At 66.0% G+C, this 19,582-nt stretch carries 19 protein-coding genes; 16 read left to right on the plus strand and 3 right to left on the minus strand.

Annotated features, from left to right (window positions below; all coding sequences use genetic code 11):
• Window positions 1-102 precede the first annotated feature (102 nt).
• Window positions 103-1,188, minus strand: a complete 1,086-nt coding sequence (locus CHU93_RS08845; protein WP_094473730.1) for an anhydro-N-acetylmuramic acid kinase — start codon at window positions 1,186-1,188, stop codon at window positions 103-105.
• 46 nt (window positions 1,189-1,234) lie between these two features.
• Here CHU93_RS08845 and CHU93_RS08850 point away from each other — a divergent pair, with 46 nt between their 5' ends.
• From CHU93_RS08850 to CHU93_RS08865, 4 genes are all read left to right on the plus strand, one after another.
• The gene (locus tag CHU93_RS08850; protein WP_165768672.1) at window positions 1,235-2,530 is read left to right on the plus strand and encodes a serine hydrolase domain-containing protein; all 1,296 of its coding nucleotides are present in this window, start codon (window positions 1,235-1,237) and stop codon (window positions 2,528-2,530) included.
• A gap of 73 nt (window positions 2,531-2,603) precedes the next feature.
• Window positions 2,604-2,993 carry a VOC family protein gene (locus CHU93_RS08855; protein WP_086116973.1) on the plus strand — a complete coding sequence of 130 codons (390 nt, stop codon included), beginning with the start codon at window positions 2,604-2,606 and terminating at the stop codon, window positions 2,991-2,993.
• Window positions 2,953-3,606 carry a squalene/phytoene synthase family protein gene (locus CHU93_RS08860; RefSeq protein ID WP_094473731.1) on the plus strand — a complete coding sequence of 218 codons (654 nt, stop codon included), beginning with the start codon at window positions 2,953-2,955 and terminating at the stop codon, window positions 3,604-3,606. The genes CHU93_RS08855 and CHU93_RS08860 overlap by 41 nt, the downstream gene beginning before the upstream one ends.
• A gap of 48 nt (window positions 3,607-3,654) precedes the next feature.
• Entirely contained in the window at window positions 3,655-4,119 is a 465-nt protein-coding gene (locus CHU93_RS08865) for an EF-hand domain-containing protein (protein WP_094473732.1), read from the plus strand.
• 131 nt (window positions 4,120-4,250) lie between these two features.
• On the opposite strand, the gene trmFO is transcribed toward CHU93_RS08865, so the two are convergent.
• Together trmFO and CHU93_RS08875 are read right to left on the minus strand one after the other, a co-directional pair.
• Window positions 4,251-5,585, minus strand: a complete 1,335-nt coding sequence (gene trmFO, locus CHU93_RS08870; RefSeq protein ID WP_094473733.1) for a methylenetetrahydrofolate--tRNA-(uracil(54)-C(5))-methyltransferase (FADH(2)-oxidizing) TrmFO — start codon at window positions 5,583-5,585, stop codon at window positions 4,251-4,253.
• 29 nt (window positions 5,586-5,614) lie between these two features.
• Complete coding sequence (locus tag CHU93_RS08875) at window positions 5,615-5,986, minus strand: SpoIIAA family protein (protein WP_094473734.1); 372 nt, start codon at window positions 5,984-5,986, stop codon at window positions 5,615-5,617.
• Between the two features lie 276 nt (window positions 5,987-6,262).
• Between CHU93_RS08875 and nuoG the strand changes: the two genes are divergently transcribed.
• The 12 genes from nuoG (at window position 6,263) to CHU93_RS08935 (ending at window position 19,481) form a co-directional block, all read left to right on the plus strand.
• A complete protein-coding gene (gene nuoG, locus CHU93_RS08880) occupies window positions 6,263-8,275 on the plus strand; it encodes an NADH-quinone oxidoreductase subunit NuoG (protein WP_094473735.1) in 2,013 nt (670 codons plus the stop codon).
• Window positions 8,272-9,339 carry an NADH-quinone oxidoreductase subunit NuoH gene (nuoH, locus tag CHU93_RS08885; RefSeq protein WP_086116979.1) on the plus strand — a complete coding sequence of 356 codons (1,068 nt, stop codon included), beginning with the start codon at window positions 8,272-8,274 and terminating at the stop codon, window positions 9,337-9,339. The genes nuoG and nuoH overlap by 4 nt, the downstream gene beginning before the upstream one ends.
• Window positions 9,339-9,827 (plus strand): NADH-quinone oxidoreductase subunit NuoI, encoded by a 489-nt coding sequence (gene nuoI / locus CHU93_RS08890; protein ID WP_094473736.1) that lies wholly within the window; start codon window positions 9,339-9,341, stop codon window positions 9,825-9,827. Before nuoH ends, nuoI begins: the two co-directional genes overlap by 1 nt.
• Window positions 9,828-9,927: 100 nt before the next feature.
• Complete coding sequence (locus CHU93_RS08895; RefSeq protein ID WP_207759257.1) at window positions 9,928-10,542, plus strand: NADH-quinone oxidoreductase subunit J; 615 nt, start codon at window positions 9,928-9,930, stop codon at window positions 10,540-10,542.
• Complete coding sequence (nuoK, locus tag CHU93_RS08900) at window positions 10,539-10,844, plus strand: NADH-quinone oxidoreductase subunit NuoK (protein WP_086116982.1); 306 nt, start codon at window positions 10,539-10,541, stop codon at window positions 10,842-10,844. The genes CHU93_RS08895 and nuoK overlap by 4 nt, the downstream gene beginning before the upstream one ends.
• Before the next feature lie 163 nt (window positions 10,845-11,007).
• Complete coding sequence (nuoL, locus tag CHU93_RS08905) at window positions 11,008-13,023, plus strand: NADH-quinone oxidoreductase subunit L (protein ID WP_094473769.1); 2,016 nt, start codon at window positions 11,008-11,010, stop codon at window positions 13,021-13,023.
• Window positions 13,023-14,588 (plus strand): NADH-quinone oxidoreductase subunit M, encoded by a 1,566-nt coding sequence (locus CHU93_RS08910; protein WP_094473737.1) that lies wholly within the window; start codon window positions 13,023-13,025, stop codon window positions 14,586-14,588. The genes nuoL and CHU93_RS08910 overlap by 1 nt, the downstream gene beginning before the upstream one ends.
• A complete protein-coding gene (gene nuoN, locus CHU93_RS08915; protein ID WP_207759256.1) occupies window positions 14,588-16,048 on the plus strand; it encodes an NADH-quinone oxidoreductase subunit NuoN in 1,461 nt (486 codons plus the stop codon). The genes CHU93_RS08910 and nuoN overlap by 1 nt, the downstream gene beginning before the upstream one ends.
• On the plus strand, window positions 16,048-16,749 hold the full coding sequence (locus CHU93_RS08920) for a biotin--[acetyl-CoA-carboxylase] ligase (protein ID WP_094473738.1): 702 nt from the start codon (window positions 16,048-16,050) through the stop codon (window positions 16,747-16,749). The genes nuoN and CHU93_RS08920 overlap by 1 nt, the downstream gene beginning before the upstream one ends.
• 12 nt (window positions 16,750-16,761) lie before the next feature.
• The gene (locus CHU93_RS08925) at window positions 16,762-17,547 is read left to right on the plus strand and encodes a type III pantothenate kinase (RefSeq protein ID WP_094473739.1); all 786 of its coding nucleotides are present in this window, start codon (window positions 16,762-16,764) and stop codon (window positions 17,545-17,547) included.
• On the plus strand, window positions 17,548-19,194 hold the full coding sequence (locus CHU93_RS08930; RefSeq protein ID WP_094473740.1) for a ribonuclease J: 1,647 nt from the start codon (window positions 17,548-17,550) through the stop codon (window positions 19,192-19,194).
• Window positions 19,191-19,481, plus strand: coding sequence for a DUF1467 family protein (locus tag CHU93_RS08935; protein ID WP_094473741.1), 291 nt, complete (start codon window positions 19,191-19,193; stop codon window positions 19,479-19,481). Before CHU93_RS08930 ends, CHU93_RS08935 begins: the two co-directional genes overlap by 4 nt.
• Window positions 19,482-19,582: the final 101 nt, after the last annotated feature.

A 19,582-nucleotide genomic window follows, 5' to 3' on the forward strand; every position in this document is an offset into this window, starting at 1 on the left:
GCCAACCCGAAATCACCCGGCCGGTGAATAATCCGGGTTAATCCCCTAGGGCGCTGACCTGCCAAGTTGGGGAGGTGATTGCAATTTGCATAAGGGCGGCGCTCAGGCCAGCCGCCCGCCCGGCATCGGTTGCGGCACGCCGGTGGTTTCCGGCCAACTCAAGGGCTTGCCGTCGAGCACCCGCACGGCGAGCCAGGCAAAGGCCTCGGCTTCCAGCGCGTCGCCGTTCCAGCCGACGGCTTCCACCGGATCACAGGGCACGCCGCAGCGGCGGACCAGTTCGGCCATCAGCACCGGGTTCAGCCGGCCGCCGCCGGTCACCAGCAGGCGGCCTATCGCCGGCACATGGGTGAGGGCGAGGCGCACGGTTTCGGCGGTGAAGGCGGTCAGCGTGGCAGCACCATCGCCGGGGGACAGGCCTCGGCAAGCGCCAATGTCCCAGGCGTTGCGGTCCAGCGATTTGGGCGGCGGCGCATCGAACCACGGGTTGTCGGTCAGCGTCAGCAGCACATTGTCATGGGTTATGCCGCTGGCCGCCACCCGGCCATCCTCGTCAAAGCTGCGGCCGGTGTGGGTGCGCACCCAATCATCGATCAGGGCATTGCCCGGCCCGGTGTCGAAACTGCCCCACCGGCCATCCGCGGCGAACCAGGTGAGATTGCCCACCCCGCCCAGGTTCAGCACCCCCAGCGGCCGGCCCAGCGCTTCTGAGCGTGCCCGGTGATAGCCCGGCGCCAGCGGAGCCCCTTCGCCGCCGGCCGCAACATCGGCGGAACGGAAATCATAAGCCACCGGAATGCGTGTGGCGGCTTTCAAGGTCGCGCCATCGCCGATCTGCCAGGTCCAGCGCCGGTCGGGCCGGTGCGCGATGGTCTGGCCGTGATAGCCGATCACCGCCACCTCGTCCCGCCGCGTGTGGGTGGCGGCGAGCAGGCGGTGCACCGCCATCGCATGCAGGCCGGTTGATTCCTGCTCCACCGCATCGATCAGCGGATCGCGCGCCGGGGCGTGCATCTCCAGCGCCCGGGCCATGGCGGCGCGCAGGCGCGGGCGGAAATCCGCCTCATAGGGAAAGAACATGAAGGCGCGTGGGGCCACATGGCCCTCGCCATCGGTTTCCACGAGCGCGGCATCAATGCCGTCCATCGAGGTGCCGGACATCAGGCCAATGGCGAGGCGGATCGTCATGCCGCCAACGCTAGCGCAGGCGGCAGCCTCTGCCTATACACCGGCCATGCGTGCGATCATCACAGCCGCCCTCTTGCTCGCCGCCCCGGCTGCTGCCGCGCCGGCGCTGCCGCCGATCACACTCGCTCCATCGCAGGGCACGGCGCTGGCCGATCTGGTCGCCGGCCGCGACGGTCGCGCGCCGCAGCTGGCAGGCGTGATCGGCGTGGTGGCCAACCGCGACCGCATCCTGCGCGCCGAAGCCCATGGCGTCGCCGAGTTCGGGAGCGAAATCGCCGCTGCCCGCCTGCTCACCACCGACAGCGTGGTGCGCGTCGCTTCCATCTCGAAACTGGTGGTGGCCATTGCCGTGTGGCGGCTGGTGGAACAGGGCAGGCTCGACTTTGACCGCGATGTCAGCCTTTATCTCGGCTGGCCGCTGCGCCAACCGAACTTTCCTGACCGGCCGGTGACGCTGCGCCAACTGCTGTCGCACACCAGCGGCATTGTCGATGGCCCCGGCTATGGCTTTGCGCTGGAGGAGCAGCTTCGGAACCGGCTGACGCCGCAGCACTGGGGGCCCGCTGCGCCGGGTGGCCGCTTTGAATATGCCAATCTCAACTATGGCATCATCGCGACCGTGATGGAGGCAGCCACAGGCGAGCGCTTTGACCGGCTGATGACCCGCCTGGTGCTGGCGCCGCTCAGTATCGATGCCGGCTACAACTGGCAGGGCGCGTCTGATGCTGCGGTGGCCCGCGCCGCCGTGCTTTATCGCAAGGGGGCCGACGAAGCCCATTGGGACCCGGCCGGGCCGTGGGTGCCCCAGGTGGATGATCTCCACGGCCAGCGCAGCCCCTGCCCGGTGCGCAGCACGGCCGGCTGTGATCTCGCCGCCTATGTGCCGGGCAGCAACGGCACGATCTTTTCGCCACAGGGCGGCCTGCGCATCAGCCTCACCGATCTCGCCCGCATCGGGCAATTGCTGCTGCGCGGCGGGGAGGTTGATGGCATCCGCCTGCTGAAACCCGCCAGCGTGAAGGCGATGTTCACGCCCGTCTGGCAGGCCGGGAAGGGCGTGCCCGGCGATGATTATCATGGCCAGATGCTGTGTTACGGCGCCGGGCCGCACTGCCTGTCGGGCCGGGCCGGCGCCACGGATCAGCCGGTGAAGGGCGCGCGCTGGTGGGGGCATCTGGGCGAAGCCTATGGCCTGCTCGCCGGCCTGTGGGTGGATCAGCGGCGCGGCCGGGTGATCGCCTATGCCCTGACCGGCAGCGCCGCCGATCCCTTTGCCGCGCCCCGGCTGCGCTCGCAGTTCAGTTCGGCGGAAGACATCATCATGGCCGAGCTGGCACAATGATGTTGCAGGTAATGGCAGCGCTTCCCTTCCTGTGCCACCCTCAAGGGGCCAATCCGGCGATGGGAGTCGAGATATGATCGGATATGCACTTTTCGGCAGCAATGATCTGCCGCGCAGCTTTGCCTTTTACGATGCCTTGTTTGCCAGCATCGGCGTCAACCGCCTGATGGAATTCCCCACCGGCGCGGTGTGCTGGGGCACCAGCTGGGCGCAGCCGATGCTGGGCGTGGGCCCCGCCTTTGATGGCCAGCCCGCCACCGCCGGCAATGGCACGATGATCGCCCTGGTGGTGGACACGCGCGCCAAGGTGGATGCCATGTATCAGGCCGCCATGGCCGCCGGCGGCGGCGACGAAGGCGGGCCGGGCGTGCGCGGCGAAGAAGGGCCCCAGGCCTTTTACGCCGCCTATTTCCGCGATCCGGATGGCAACAAATTGTGCGCCTTCCGGGTGGGGCCGGCCTGACCTGACCGACCTGGAGATCATCGAGGCCGAGCTGAAGGCCCGCGACCGCGATCGCTGGCTGGCGTGTCTTTATGCGCCGGCGGGCGCGCGGCCGGGCCTCATTGCCCTGATGGCGCTGGATTGCGAGCTGGCCCAGCTGGTGGTGACCACCACCGAGCCGATGCTGGGCGAAATCCGCCTGGCCTGGTGGCGGGAACGGCTCGAAGGGCTGGATGCGGGCGAGGTGCCGGCCCAACCGCTGCTGGCCGCGTTGGCCGGCCATGTGCTGCCGATGGTGTCCGGGGCGGCGCTGGCCGGGCTGGAGGATCGCTGGATCGACATGCTGGGCCATGATGGCGTGACCGATGCGCATGTTGCCGGCGGCGGGCTGTTGTTCCGTCTCGCGGCGCGGCTGCTGGGCGCAGACGCGGAGCACGCCGACGCGCTGGGCCGGGCCTGGGTGCTGGGCGAAGCGGTGCCGGGACGCACGCCAGGGCCGCTGCGGCCCTTGCGGGCGCTGGCGGCGCTGGCGCTGCGCGATGGGTCAAGGGCGCGGGCCGGGCAGCCGGTGGAGCCGCGCGGCAGCCTTGGCCGGCAGTGGCGCATGCTGAAGGCGGTTGCCTTCGGGCGCTGAGCCGGCGTATCGCTCACCGCGTCAGGGTCTGTGGCGGGAGCATATGTCATGCGCCGGATCCTGGGTTTTGTGGTGGCGCTGGCCGGCCTGCTGGCCGCAGGGGCGATCTTGTGGCGGGCGCCGCCGGTGACCGAGTCGGCCGCCGCGCTGGCCGTGGCCGATGCCGATCCCGATGGCCAGCCGGCCGACGCCGCGCCCCCCGATGAAGCCCCGATAGCCCCGATGAGCGCCGCCCAGCGCGAGGCCCGGCGGCTGGCGCGTTATGACAAGGATGATGACGGCGCGGTGAGCCGGGGCGAGTTTCTGGCCAACCGCCAGAAGGCCTTTGCCAAGGCCGACCGCAACCATGATGGCCGGCTGGATTTCGAGGAATATGCCGTGGCCACCGCCACCAGATTCGCCCGCGCCGACCGCGACGCCGATGGCCGGCTGACCGCAAAGGAATTCGCGACGACCGCGGTGAAGCGCAAGGCGAAGGCCGCGTGCGTGTGCCCGGTGGCGGAGGGCGAGTGATCCGACTGTGAAGTTCCTCCCCCCCTCTGGGGGAGGTGCCGAGTGCAGCGAGGCGGAGGGGGCGCCTACGCTGGTACATATGCGCCCCCTCCGCCCTTCGGGCACCTCCCCCAGAGGGGGAGGATNGGTGATCAGACCGCCTGCATCCATTCGGCCAGATCAGCCCGCGCCCGGGCCACCAGGGCCGGCTTGCGCTGGTCCTTCTTCACCGTTTGCGCCAGCGGCGGGAACAGGCCGAAGTTGACGTTCATCGGCTGGAATGTGTCGGCCACGGCGCCGCCGGTGATGTGGGAGAGGAGCGCGCCCAGCGCCGTGGTCGGCGGCGGCGGCACCGGGCTGCGGCCCTGCCGTTCGGCGATGACGAAGCGCGCCGCCATCAGGCCAACGGCAGCGGATTCGACATAGCCTTCGCACCCTGTGATCTGGCCGGCAAAGCGCAACGAGGGCATCGCCTTCAACCGCAGCGTTGCATCCAGCAGGCGCGGCGCGTTGATGAAGGTGTTGCGGTGCAGGCCGCCCAGCCGGGCGAATTGCGCGTTCTCGAGGCCGGGAATGGTGCGGAACACCCGCACCTGTTCGGCATGTTTCATCTTGGTCTGGAAGCCGACCATGTTCCACAGCGTGCCCAGCGCATTGTCCTGCCGCAGCTGCACCACGGCCCAGGCGCGGCGGCCGGTGGCCGGGTTGGTCAGCCCCACCGGCTTCATCGGGCCAAAGCGCGGCGTGTCGCGGCCGCGTGTCGCCATCACCTCGATCGGCATGCAGCCATCGAAATAGGGGGTGTTGGCCTCCCACTCCTTGAAGCTGGTCTTCTCGGCAGACAGCAGGGCATCGATGAACGCCTCATACTGCGCCTTGTCCATCGGGCAGTTGAGATAGTCTTTCTGGCCTCCCTTGTCCCACCGGCTCTGGAACCAGGCGACATCAAGGTTGATCGAATCGAAATGGATGACGGGCGCGATGGCATCGAAGAAGGCGAGGCTGTCCTCCCCGGTCAGGCTGCGGATGGCTTCGGCCAGCGGCGCGGCGGTCAGTGGCCCGGTGGCGACGATGGTCTGGCCCCAATCGGCCGGCGGCAGGCCGTGCACCAGCTCGCGCACAATCGTCACATTGGGATGATTGGCCAGGCGCCCGGTGACGCCATCGGAAAACTGGTCACGGTCCACCGCCAGCGCCGATCCGGCCGGCACGCGCGCCTTGTCGGCCTCGGCCATGATGATGCTCGAAAGCGCGCGCATCTCCTGGTGGATCAGGCCAACGGCATTGTTGTCGGGATCATCGCTGCGGAAACTGTTGGAGCAGACGAGTTCGGCAAGGCCATCGGTCTTGTGCGCCTCGGTGGCGCCAACACCATCAGGCGCCCCGCGCATTTCGTGGATGACAACGGGGATGCCGGCGCTGGCCAGCTGCCAGGCGGCTTCGGAACCGGCGAGGCCGCCGCCGATGATATGGACTGGGTTGGTCATGCCCGGCCCTATGCGGCAGGGCGGCCGGATTATCCAGCGTCCTCGCCGCCGCGTGCCCAGCGCCGGGCGGCATCCAGCCCGCTTTCGGGAAAGCAGCGCAACTCGGCCGGGTAGAGCGGGGCGAACAGGCGCACCAGCGGGCCGACCCAGCCGGCATCAGAGACGATGGCGGCGCGGCGCAGGAAATCGCGGTGGTGCAGGTGGAAGACCAGATCGCGCCACCAGACTTCCGGCGCGATCTTGCCCAGGCGGCGCACCACCTCGACGAAATCGATGCGGGCATGGCGGGTGAGCAGCTGGTCCACCGCCGTCACCACCGCCTCGTAATCGGGGCGGGTGATGGCGCTATCCACCACCACCTCGATGAAGCCGGCCTCATCATCCACGGTCATGCTGAGCATATCTTGACCCTCCCTGGCCGCAGAGCTTGCCAAGCCCTTGATGCACCGCAATAAGGGCAAGCCGCAGTGGCCTGCCGCAGTGCGGGAAGCGCCTCAAAGGGCCCCGGAAAAATGCGGAAGCGCGGCAGAATGTCGCTGTTTTGCCTTCCCATGCCGCAAGCGCCTCGCTATACCCCGGATGGTCTGGCGCCCGGTCGGGCCGTCCAACTGGAAGAATGAACATGCACGTGCGGCCAGCATGCGGCCGGGCCAGTGTGGCTTGGCAGGATTGAGCGCATGCCGAAACTGACGGTCGATGGAATCGAAGTGGAGGTGCCGGGCGGCGCCACCGTGCTGCAGGCCTGTGAAGCGGCCGGGGCGGAGATCCCGCGTTTCTGTTATCACGAGCGGCTGTCGATTGCCGGCAACTGCCGCATGTGCCTGGTGGAAATGGAAAAATCGCCCAAGCCGGTGGCCAGTTGCGCCATGCCGGCGGCCGATGGCCAGGTGATCCACACCAAGTCGGAAAAGGTGAAGAGGGCCCGCGAGGGGGTGATGGAGTTTCTGCTCATCAACCACCCGCTGGATTGCCCGATCTGTGACCAGGGCGGTGAATGCGATCTGCAGGATCAGGCCATGGCCTATGGCCGGGGCGCCAACCGCTATGAGGAAAACAAGCGGGCGGTGACCGAGAAATATATGGGCCCGCTGATCAAGACGGTGATGACGCGGTGCATCCACTGCACCCGCTGCGTGCGCTTTGCCGAGGAAGTCGCCGGGGTCGAGGAAATCGGCGCCATCGGCCGGGGCGAATCGATGCAGATCACCTCCTATCTGGAGCGGGCCGTCACCTCCGAAGTGTCGGGCAATGTCATTGATCTGTGCCCGGTCGGGGCGCTGACGTCGAAGCCCTATGCCTTCCAGGCGCGGCCGTGGGAGCTGAAGAAAACCGATTCGATCGACGTGATGGATGCCATCGGCAGCAACATCGTGGTGGGCAGCCGCGGCGCCGCCGTGCTGCGCGTGACGCCGCGCATCAACGATGACGTGAACGAGGAGTGGCTGGCCGACAAGAGCCGCTTTGCCATCGATGGCCTCGCCGAACGCCGGCTCGACACGCCGTGGGTGCGGGTGGGCGGCAAGCTGCAAAAGGCGAGCTGGGCCGAGGCGTTCCAGGCGATTGCCGCCGGGCTGAAGGGCCTTTCCGGTGCCGAGATTGCCGGCGTGGTGGGTGACCTTTGCGCCGTGGAAGACATGGTGGCGTTCAAGGATCTGCTGGCCGGGCTGGGCACAACGCGGATCGAGTGCCGGCAGGATGGTGCGCTGTTCGATGCGGGCGAACCGGCCGGCTGGCTGTTCGGCACGGGCCTTGCCGCGGCCGAGACCGCCGATGCGATCCTGCTGATCGGCACCAATCCCCGCCACGAGGCGGCGCTTTTGAACGTGCGGCTGCGCAAGGCGGTGAAGAAGGGCGGCGCCAAGGCGTTCAGCATCGGGCCGGATGTCGATCTGTCCTTCCCGCTGACCCAGCTCGGCGATGATGCCGCGCTGCTGGCCGATCTGCCGGCGGCGGTGGTGGAGGCCTTTGCCGGTGCGCAGCGGCCGATGATCCTGGTGGGCATGGGCGCGCTGAAGACGCCGGGCCTGTATGAAGCCGCGCGCGCTGCGGCCACACGGCTGAACGTGGTGCGCGATGGCTGGAACGGCTTCAACCTGGTGCACACGGCCGCCGCGCGCGCCGGCGCGCTGCGGCTGGGCCTGGCGGTTGATGGCGGCATCAACGCGCTGATGGGCGATGCCGGCGTGAAGGCGCTGTTCCTCTTGGGCGCCGATGAGGTGAATGTGCAGGCCGGGCGCTTTACCGTCTATGTCGGCACCCACGGCGATCGCGGTGTCGCGCATGCCGATGTGATCCTGCCGGCAGCGGCCTACACCGAAAAGGCCGGCATCCATGTCAACATGGAAGGCCGGGTGCAGCGGGCGCTGAAGGCGACGCAGCCGCCCGGCGACGCGCGCGAGGATTGGACGATCATGCGCGCCCTGTCGTCCGTGCTCGGCGTGAAGCTGCCTTATGACGACCTCATTGCCCTGCGCGCGCGCATTGCCACCGAATGGCCGGATCTGGCCACCGATGGCCTGATTGCGCGCACCGCGACGCTGTCTGCGGTCACCGCGCCGCCACTGCGGGGCCCGCTCCATCATATTTACAGCAATTATCAGCTGACCAACCCGATCGCTCGGGCCAGCCCCACCATGGCCGCCTGCGTGTCGTCGCTGCTGGCACCGGAAAGCCGGGAGGCGGCGGAATGACCTACACCGGCTGGTTCGTGGAACAGTTCGGCGCTGGGCTGGGCTGGTTCCTTGCCAATCTCACGCTCATTCTCGCCATCGCTTTCCCGGTGATGGTGGGTGTGGCGCTGGCGGTTTATGCCGATCGCAAGATCTGGGCGGCGATGCAGATGCGGCGCGGCCCCAACGTGGTCGGCCCGTTCGGCATCCTGCAAACCTTTGCCGATGCTGCAAAATTGTTCCTGAAGGAAACCATCATCCCGGCCGGCGCCTCCACCGGCGTGTTCCTGCTCGCCCCGATGATCAGCTTCACGCTGGCGCTGGTGGTTTGGGCGGTGATGCCGTTCGATGCCGGCCTGGTACTGGCCGATCTCAATGTCGGCCTGCTCTACATCTTCGCCGTCTCCTCGATGGGCGTCTATGGCATCATCATGTCGGGCTGGGCGTCCAACTCCAAATATGCCTTCCTGGGCGGCCTGCGCTCGGCGGCGCAGATGGTTTCCTACGAAGTCTCGATGGGTTTCATCCTCGTTGCAGTGATGATGTATGCCCAGAGCCTCAACCTGTCCGACATCGTTCTCGCCCAAAAGGGCAATGTGCTGGGCATCTTGAACGGCAATATTTTCAACCCCTTGCTTTTCCCGATGGGCATCATGTTCTTCATCACCGCGCTCGCCGAAACCAACCGGCCGCCGTTCGATCTGCCCGAGGCCGAGGCCGAGCTCGTCGCCGGTTACCAGGTCGAATATTCGAGCATGTCCTTCGCGCTCTTCTTCCTCGGCGAATATGCCAATATCCTGTTCATGTGCGCGCTGATCCCCACCCTGTTCCTGGGCGGGTGGCTGCCGCCGCTCGATCTGCCGTTCCTCTATGCCATTCCAGGCTTTGTCTGGTTTCTCAGCAAGATGGCCTTCCTGTTCTTCCTGTTTGCCTGGGTGAAGGCGACGGTGCCGCGCTACCGCTATGACCAGCTGATGCGGCTGGGCTGGAAGGTGTTCCTGCCGCTGTCGCTGTTCTGGGTGGTCGTGGTCTCGGGCTGGCTGATGTTCACCGGGCATTTCGCCGCAGCGCCGGGAGTGATGTGATGACCGCGCTGTTGCGCTCCGCCAAGTCGTTGCTGCTGCTGGAATTTGTCTCCGGCCTGTGGCTGACGCTGCGCTATGTGTTCCGGCCCAAGGCGACGCTGAACTATCCTTATGAAAAGGGCCCGGTGAGCCCGCGCTTCCGCGGCGAACATGCGCTCAGGCGCTATCCCAACGGCGAGGAACGCTGCATCGCCTGCAAGCTGTGCGAAGCTGTGTGCCCGGCCCAGGCCATCACCATCGAGGCCGAACCGCGCGCCGATGGTTCGCGGCGGACGACGCGGTACGACATCGACATGACCAAGTGCATTTATTGCGGCCTGTGCCAGGAGGCCTGCCCGGTCGATGCCATTGTCGAGACGCCGAATTTCGAATTCTCGGTCGAGACGCGCGAGGAGCTGATCTATACCAAGGACAAGCTGCTGGCGAACGGCGAGAAGTGGGAACGCGCCATCGCCGCCAACATCGCGGCCGACGCGGAGTATCGGTGATGGACACGTCATTCGTCATGCTGGCGAAGGCCAGCATCCACCTCACCGCCGGCGCTGATTGCGCAATGGATGCTGGCCTGCGCCAGCATGACTGGTGGGTGTGATGGCCGCCTTTGCCTTCTATCTGTTCGCCGGGCTGCTGCTCACCAGCGGCCTGATGGTGATCACCGCGAAAAACCCGGTGCACAGTGTGCTGTGGCTGATCCTCGCCTTCTTCAACGCCGCCGGCCTGTTCATCCTGTTGGGCGCCGAGTTTCTGGCGATGCTGCTGGTCATCGTCTATGTCGGCGCGGTCGCGGTGCTGTTCCTGTTTGTCGTCATGATGCTCGACATTGATTTCAAGGCCTTGCAGCGCGGCGCCTTGCAGAATCTGCCGCTGGGCCTGGCCGTGTCTGGTGTGATCCTGGCCGAGGTGCTGCTGGTCGCCAGCGGCTGGACCGCGGGGCAGGGCGTCATCGTCCACGAGGCGCTGGCCGGGCCGCCGCCGGGGATGACCAACACCCAGTGGATCGGCAGCCAGCTCTACACCCGCTATTTCTTCGTCTTCTCCATGTCGGGCTTGATCCTGCTTGCCGCCATGATCGGCGCCATCGTGCTGACGCACCGCCGCCGCGTGGGCATCAAGAAGCAGAGCATCGCCGCCCAGAATGCGCGCACGCCGGGCGGCACCGTCGCCGTGGGCAAGGCCGCCATCGGCCAGGGGGTGGAACTGTGATCGGGCTCACCCACTATCTGGCGGTGTCGGCGGCACTGTTCGTGCTCGGCGTGTTCGGGATTTTCCTCAACCGCCGCAACATCATCATCATCCTGATGGCGCTCGAACTGATCCTGCTCAGCGTCAACATCAACCTCGTCGCCTTCTCGGCCTATCTGCACCAGGTGCATGGCCAGATTTTCGCGATGTTCGTGCTGACCGTGGCGGCCGGGGAAGCGGCCATCGGTCTGGCCATTTTGGTGATCTATTTCCGCAACCGCGGCACGGTGGCGGTGGATCAAGCCGATCTGATGAAGGGATGAGCGTGCTTCGGCCATATTCCCTCCCCCTTGCGGGGAGGGCGACTCGCGCGCAGCGCGGCGGGGTGGGGGTTGCGCTCTCACCGGCCCGTGTTGCCACCCCCACCCCGGGCCGCGCCAGTGGCGCGTCTCTCGCCCTCCCCACAAGGGGGAGGGAGGAACCATGATGATCACCGTGCTTGTCTTCCTGCCGCTGCTGATGGCGGCCATCGCCGGCCTGGGTGGCCGCGTGATCGGCCACAACGCCGCCAAGGCGTTGACCACTGGCGGCCTGTTCGTTTCGGCCGCCCTGGCCTGGGTGACGTTCGTCGGCTTCTGGCTGAACGGCGCCGAGGCGACCACGGTGCCGGTGCTGGACTGGATCGAAAGCGGCCGCCTGTCGGTGGCCTGGGCGCTCAAGGTCGATACGCTCACCGCCGTGATGCTGGTGGTGGTGACCAGCGTGTCGGCGCTCGTCCATCTCTACAGCTGGGGCTATATGGCGGAAGACCCGTCGCAGAGCCGCTTCTTCGCCTATCTGTCGCTGTTCACCTTCGCCATGCTGATGCTGGTAACGGCGGACAATCTGGTGCAGATGTTCTTCGGCTGGGAAGGCGTGGGCCTCGCCTCCTATCTGCTCATCGGTTTCTGGTACACCAAGCCGTCGGCCAATGCCGCCGCGATCAAGGCCTTCGTGGTCAACCGGGTCGGCGATTTCGGCTTCAGCCTCGGCATCTTTGCCACCTTCATGGTGTTTGGCACCGTTTCCATCGATGCCATCCTGGCGGCCGTGCCGCAGCACAGCGGCCAGACGTTCAGCTTCCTGGGCGGTCAGGTCGATGTGATGACCTGCCTGTGCCTGCTGCTGTTCGTTGGCGCCTGCGGCAAGTCGGCCCAGTTGGGCCTGCACACCTGGCTGCCCGACGCCATGGAAGGCCCGACGCCGGTTTCGGCCCTGATCCACGCCGCCACCATGGTGACGGCCGGTGTGTTCATGGTCTGCCGCCTGTCCCCGATGTTTGAAGCGAGCCCCACTGCGCAGGCGGTTGTCTGTGTGCTGGGTGCCTGCACGGCGCTGTTCGCCGCGACGGTGGGCATGGTGCAGAACGACATCAAGCGGGTGATCGCCTATTCCACCTGCTCCCAGCTCGGCTACATGTTCTTTGCCGCCGGCAGCGGCGCTTATGGCGCCGCGATGTTCCACCTGTTCACCCACGCCTTCTTCAAGGCGCTGCTGTTCCTGGGCGCCGGCAGTGTCATCCACGCGATGCATCACGAGCAGGACATGCGCTTCTATGGCGGCCTGCGTCGCCATATCCCCATCACCTTCTGGATGATGACGATCGGCACGCTGGCGCTGACCGGCTTCTTCTTCACCGCCGGCTATTATTCCAAGGATGCCATTTTGGAAGCGGCCGCTGCAAGCCACACTGTGCATGGGGCCTTTGCGTTTGCAATCGGTGCGGTCGTGGCGGCGCTGACCAGCTTCTATTCCTGGCGGCTTGTGTTCCTCACCTTTTTTGGCAAGCCGCGCTGGGCGGGCAGTGAGCATATCCAGCATGCCGCGCACGACGATCATGGGCACCGCCACGATAACGCCCATGAGCACGCCGGCGGTCATGCGCAGCATGACGACGGCACCGCCGGCTATCACCCGCACGAAAGCCCGATCTCGATGCTGATCCCGCTGTTCGTTCTGGGTGGTGGGGCATTGTTTGCCGGGCTGATCTGGCACGAGAATTTCGTTGGTGCCGAAGAAGGCGCCAGCTTCTGGCGCGGCAGCCTGGCGTTCAACGAACATCTGATGCACGCCATGCACGAAGTGCCGGCCTGGGTAAGGTGGACCCCGTCAATCGCATTCTTTGTTGGGCTGCTGTCGGCATATTATTACTACATTCGCCATCCTGACCTGCCAGCCTGGTGGTCACGCGAGTTGAACGGCCTGTATCAGTTCCTGCTCAGGAAGTGGTATTTCGACGAGCTGTACAACGCGATCTTCGTCAAGCCGGCGCTGTGGTTTGGCCGGATGTTCTGGACCCGCGGTGACCAGCAGACGATCGATCGTTTTGGGCCCAATGGTGCTGCCGATGTGGTGGTGGCCGGTGCGGGTCTCGCCCGCCGCTTCCAGTCGGGCTATGTCTATTCCTACGCTCTGGTGATGCTGGTCGGCCTGGCCGCCGCTGCCGCCTGGATGATGCGCTGATGCCGATCCTTTCGATCATGATCTTGGCTCCGGTGGTGGCAGCCCTGGTGGTGGCAACGCTGCCGGGTGGCGGGCAGGAGCGCGCCGGCCGGGCGCGGGTGGTGGCGCTGGCCACGACGCTGGCGGAATTTGGCGCCGGCATCTGGCTGTGGCTGAACTTTGATCAGAGCTCGGCCGCCTTACAGTTCCCGGAACAGCTGCAGCTGTTCGCGCCCTATTTCAGCTGGTCGCTGGGCATTGATGGCATCGCGCTGATGCTGATCGAGCTTTCGGTGTTCCTGATGCCGTTGTGCGTGCTGGCGAGCTGGGAAGCGGTGCAGAAGCGCGTGCCGGAATATATGGCGGCGTTCCTGCTGATGGAATCGCTGATGATCGGCACCTTCGCGGCGCGCGACATCTTCCTCTTCTATCTGTTCTTCGAAGGCGGCCTGATCCCGATGTTCCTGATCATCGGCATCTGGGGCGGCGCGCGGCGCATTTATGCGTCCTACAAATTCTTCCTCTACACGCTGCTCGGCTCGGTGCTGATGCTGGTCGCCATGCTGTGGATGGTGGGCCAGGCCGGATCGTCGGACATCGGCGATCTGAGCCGCCATGATTTCGCCAAGGACGCGCAATTCTGGCTGTTCCTCGCCTTCTTCGCCAGCTTTGCCGTGAAGATGCCGATGTGGCCGGTGCACACCTGGCTGCCCGATGCCCACGTGGAGGCACCGACCGCCGGTTCGATGATCCTGGCTGGCGTGCTCTTGAAGCTGGGCGGCTATGGCTTCATCCGCTTCTCGCTGCCGATGTTCCCCGATGCCTCGGCCCAGTTGATCTGGCTGGTGTTCGCGCTGTCCATGGTCGCGGTGGTCTACACGTCGCTGGTTGCGCTGGTGCAGCATGACATGAAGAAGCTGATCGCCTATTCATCGGTCGCCCACATGGCGTTCGTCACCGGCGGCCTGTTTGCGCTGAACACGCAAGGGATCGAAGGCGCGATGGTGATGATGCTGTCCCACGGCCTCGTCTCGGGCGCGCTGTTCCTGTGTGTCGGCGTGATTTACGACCGGCTGCACACCCGCGAGATCGGCCGTTATGGCGGCCTTGCGGACACCATGCCGAAATATGCGCTGGTGCTGCTGTTCTTCACCATGGCAAGCGTTGGCCTGCCGGCGACCTCGGGCTTTGTCGCGGAATTCCTGGTGCTGCTCGGCCTGTATCAGACCAGCACCTGGGCGACCTTCGTGCTCACCACCGGCATCATCCTGGGCGCCGGCTATATGCTGTGGCTCTATGCCCGCGTCGCCTATGGCAAGGCGGCGGGCGAGGACACGCGGGCGATGCCGGATCTTTCGGCGCGCGAGATCGCCATTCTGGCGCCCATCATCATCGCCACGCTGTGGATGGGCATTTATCCGAAAAGCTTTCAACAGCCGATGAAGCCGGCGATTGCCGCCGTGGTCGCCCGGCTGGAGGGCCGTGAACTGGCCACCGTGCCGACGGACATGACGCTGTCGCCCGCGCTGCCGGCGATTGAAAGCGCAGCCCGGGCCAACACTGCCCATGCTGAGGGCCACCACTGATGCACCCGATCTTCGCCTCCATCGCCATTGCCGGCCCGGAAACCATCCTGACGCTGGGCAGCCTGGCCGCGCTGATGCTCGGCACCTTCACGCCCAAGCACCGCGCGCTGGTGGTGACCAGCCTGTTCGCCGTGGCGATCCTGGGTGTGGCCGGCTTCAGCCTGACCGATGCGCCGGCCGGGCGCAGCATCGCCTTTGACGGGCTTTATGTCGCCGATGATTTTTCCGCCTATCTGAAGGTGATCATCATGGCCGCCGCTGCGGCTTCGGTGCTGCTGGCGCTGCCCTGGCTGCAGGAAAGAGGGGCCGGCCGGTTTGAATATCCGGTGCTGATGCTGCTGGCGGCATTGGGCATGGCGATGATGGTCTCGGCCAATGATCTGCTCACCCTCTATGTCGGGCTGGAGCTGGCAGCGCTGCCCTCCTATGTGCTCGCCGCCTTCAGCCGCGCCGATGACCGTTCGGCCGAAGCCGGCCTCAAATATTTCGTGCTGGGGGCGCTGGCCTCGGGGATGCTGCTCTATGGCGTCACCCTCGTCTACGGCTTTGCCGGTTCCACCCAGCTCGATGTGATTGCCCAGCTGGTCTCGGCCCAGGCGGAACGCTCGATCGGCATGTTGTTCGGCATTGTATTCATCCTCGCTGGCCTCGCCTTCAAGGTCTCGGCGGTGCCGTTCCACATGTGGACGCCCGATGTCTATGAAGGCGCGCCCACGCCGGTGGCTGCCTTCTTCTCGGCCGCGCCCAAGGCGGCGGCGCTGGGCCTGATGGCGCGCGTGCTCGTGGTGGCCTTCCCCGGCAAGGTGGCGGCCGACTGGCAGCAGATCATCATGTTCATCGCCATCGCCTCCATGGTGCTGGGGGCGGTGGCGGCGGTGGCACAAACCAACGTCAAGCGCCTGCTGGCCTATAGCTCCATTGCCAACATCGGCTTTGCGCTGGTCGGCCTGTCCCCCGGCAGCCCGGCCGGCATTTCGGCGCTGCTCTTCTATGTCACCGTCTATGTGGCGATGACGCTGGGCAGCTTCCTGGTCGTGCTGCAGCTGCGCCGGCCCGATGGCGGCACCGTGGAAACCATGGCCGATCTGGCCGGGCTGTCCAAAACCCAGCCGAAGCTGGCGCTGGCGCTGGCGATCTTCATGTTTTCCCTGGCCGGCATCCCGCCGCTGCTCGGCTTCTGGCCCAAGTTCGCCGTGTTCCAGGCCGCCATCGCCTCGGGTCTCCTGGGTCTGGCCATCATCGGCTTCATCGCGTCGGTCGTTGCGGCCTTTTACTATCTCCGGCTCATCAAGATCATGTATTTCGATGAACCCGCGGTGGCGCTGGCCAGCGAAGGCAGCCCGGTGAATGGCGCGCTGATTGCGGCTTGCGCGCTGTTCTGCTCGCCGCTTGGCATGCTCGCCATGTCGCCGCTGGCTGTGGCGACGGCGCGGGCGGCCGCGGCGCTGTTCCCGGCTTGATGACAGCTGACGTCACCCACCTCGCCGAGGTGGGCTCCACCAACGACTGGCTGCTGGCGCGTGCTGACACGCTGCCCGATGGCCATTGGGTGCGCGCTGATCGCCAGACCGCCGGTCGCGGCCGGCGCGGGCGGGTGTGGAATGATGCTGTGGGCAACTTCATGGGCTCTGTGCTGGTCAAGGCCGATGGCCCGGTCCAGCAATTGAGCTTTGTGGCGGCGTTGGCGCTGCACGATGCCCTGGCGGCGGTCAGCGGCCAGCAGGCCCGCTTCACGCTGAAATGGCCCAATGATGTGCTGCTGGATGGGACCAAATGTTCTGGCATCCTCCTGGAACGGCAGGGGGCGGCGCTGGTGATCGGCATCGGCGTCAACCTGGCCCACCATCCGGATGGCACCGAACGGCCGGCCACCAGCCTCGCCGCCGCTGGCCTGCCTGTGCCAACGCCGCTTGCCCTGCTCGATGCGCTGGCCCCGGCCTTCGCACGGTGGCGGGCCGTGTGGGCGGCCGAGGGGTTTGCCCCGATCCGTGACCAGTGGCTGGCGCGCGCGGCCGGGGTGGGCGGGCGCATGGTGGCACGGCTGGGCCGGGAAAGCCCGGAAGGCGTGTTTGTCGGTCTGGGTGATGATGGCGCATTGCTGCTGGCCGGCGATGATGGCAGCCTGCGTGCCATCCATGCCGGCGAAGTCTTCGCGCTGTAGGAGTGTTGGGCCATGCTGCTGGCCATTGACGTGGGCAACACCAACATTGTCTTCGCCTTGTGCGAAGGTGATGAGATCATGCACCGCTGGCGCATTTCCACCGATGGCCAGCGCACCGCGGACGAATATGCCGTGTGGCTGCACCAGCTGATGGCGCTGGAAGGGGTGGCGATGGGCATTGTCGATTCTGCCATCATCTCCACCGTGGTGCCGCCGACCTTGTTCAACCTGCAGCGCCTGTGCCGCAAATATTTCAATGTCGAACCGCTGGTGGTGGCCGTCGGCCAGATCAATATGGGGCTCGACATCGCCCTTCCCAACCCGGCCGAGGTCGGGGCAGACCGGCTGGTCAACGCGGTTGCCGCCCACGGCGAATGGCCCGGCGACCTGATCATCATCGATTTCGGCACCGCCACCACCTTTGATGTCGTCTCGGCGGATGGTGCCTATCAGGGCGGGGCAATTGCACCGGGCATCAACCTGTCGATGGATGCGCTCTATCAGGCTGCTGCCAAGCTGCCGCGCATCGCCGTTGAGCCGCCGCCGGGCGATCTTGGCGCCATCGGCAAGGGCACCGTGCACGCGATGCAATCAGGGCTGTTCTGGGGCTATGTCGGCCTGATCGAAGGGCTGGTGGCGCGCCTATCGGCCGAACTGCCGTCAATGCCCACGGTGATCGCCACCGGCGGTCTTGCCACCTTGTTCCAGCGCCACACACCTGCGATAGCCCATGTCGACGGTGATCTCACCATTCGCGGCCTGATCCGCCTCCACATATTGAACGCAAAGCAGAATTGAATGACCCCTGGTAACGAGTTGATTTTCCTGCCGTTGGGTGGGTCAGGCGAGATTGGCATGAACGTCAATCTCTATGGCGCCAACGGCAAATGGGTGATGGTTGATCTGGGGATGACCTTTGGTGATCCCCGCTATCCCGGCATTGATGTCGTGCTGCCCGATCTCGCCTTCATCGAGGAGCGGCGCAAGGATCTGCTCGGCATCGTGCTCACTCACGGGCATGAGGATCATATCGGCGCCATCCCCTATCTGGCGGCCGAACTGAAGGTGCCGCTCTATGCCACCCCGTTCACCGCCGGCCTGATCGCCAAGAAGCTGGAGGAGGAAGGGCTGCTGGGTGAGGTCAAGCTCAACATCGTGCCGATGGGCGGCACGCTGCAGCTGGGGCCGTTCGGGTTCAAATATGTCGCGCTCGCGCACTCCATCCCGGAAGGCAATGCGCTGATCATCGACACACCCTATGGCCGCATCTTCCACACCGGCGATTGGAAGCTGGATGATGCGCCGCTGCTGGGCAATCCGGTCACGGCGGCCGAACTGAAGGCCATTGGCGACGAGGGAATCCTGACGTTGGTGGGCGATTCCACCAACGTGTTCAATCCCGAAGCCTCGGGCAGCGAAAGCGATGTGAAGGATGGCCTGATGCGCCTCATAAAGGCGCGCAAATCGGGTCGGGTGTTGGTGACGACCTTTGCCAGCAATGCTGCGCGGCTGGGCACGCTGGGCCAGGTCGCCAAGGCCGCCGGGCGCGAGCTGGTGTTGGCCGGGCGCAGCATGGACCGCATCGTCAAGGTGGCGCGCGCCACCGGCTATCTGACCGATCTGCCCGATCCGGTCGATTGGGAAACCGCGATGACGCTGCCGCGGAACAAGGTGCTGATCCTGTGCACCGGCGCGCAAGGCGAACCGCAGGCGGCGCTCAGCCGGATTGCCGAGGGCAGCCATCCGGTGCTGAAGCTGGAGCCGGGCGATCTCGTCGTCTATTCATCGAAGCAGATCCCGGGCAACGAGCTGAGCATCGGCCGGGTGCAGAATGTCCTGGCCAGCCGCGGCATCGACATCGTCACCGAAAAACAGGCGCATGTGCACGTGTCGGGCCACCCCGGCCAGCCGGAGCTGGAGGCCATGTATGAATGGATCCGGCCCCAGATCGCCATTCCCGTGCATGGCGAACGCCGGCACATGGAAGAACATGCCAAGCTGGCCAAGGCGTGCGGCGTGCCCCAGGCGCTGGTGCCGGTGAACGGCAGCGCGATCCGGCTGGCACCCGATGGGCCGAAGTTGTTGGGCCATGAAAAGGCCGGGCGGCTGGTGCTGGATGGCGATGTGATCCTGCCCGCCGATGGCGCCACCATCGTTGAACGGCGGCGGCTGGCGCACAACGGCATGATCGCGGTCGCCGTGGTGGTGGGCCGCAACGGCCTGCCGGCTGCCACGCCGAAGGTGAGCGCGCAGGGCGTGCCGGTGGAGGAAGACAAGGCCGAGTTTCTCGACGCCTGCGCCGAAGCCGCCGAAAAGGCGGCGGCGAAGGCGGATGCAAAGCGGCCTGACGCCTATGCCGAAGCCATCCGCGTCGCCGTGCGACGTGTGGCGCGCGATTGGACGGGCAAGAAGCCGGTGACCGATGTGCAGGTGATCAGGCTGTGAAGCTGCAGTCTGCGCTGGCCATCTACCTGCTGTTCTGGACGCTGACCCTGTTCGCTGTCTTGCCCTTTGGCGTGAAGACGGCGGAGGAGGATGGCAGCGAGCCGGTGCCCGGCCAGGCGACTTCGGCGCCATCCAACCCGATGATCCTGAAAAAGATGCTGTGGACCACGGCGATCAGTGCCGTGCTGTTCGGCCTGTTCATGGCCAATTATGTCTTTGGCTGGGTGGGCGTGGACGATGTGCCCTTCTGGCAGACGCGTGGGCCTTATGCGCCGGTGAAGGGCTGATTCCAGCCAGAGCGGGCTTTGGCCGCCAACGGGAACCATGCTGCGCCGCTGAACGCGGAGCGGGTTGACTGCGCCGAAATTGCAAAATCGCCCAATTTGAC

Source organism: Sandarakinorhabdus cyanobacteriorum (assembly GCF_002251755.1).
GTDB classification, from domain to species: domain Bacteria; phylum Pseudomonadota; class Alphaproteobacteria; order Sphingomonadales; family Sphingomonadaceae; genus Sandarakinorhabdus; species Sandarakinorhabdus cyanobacteriorum.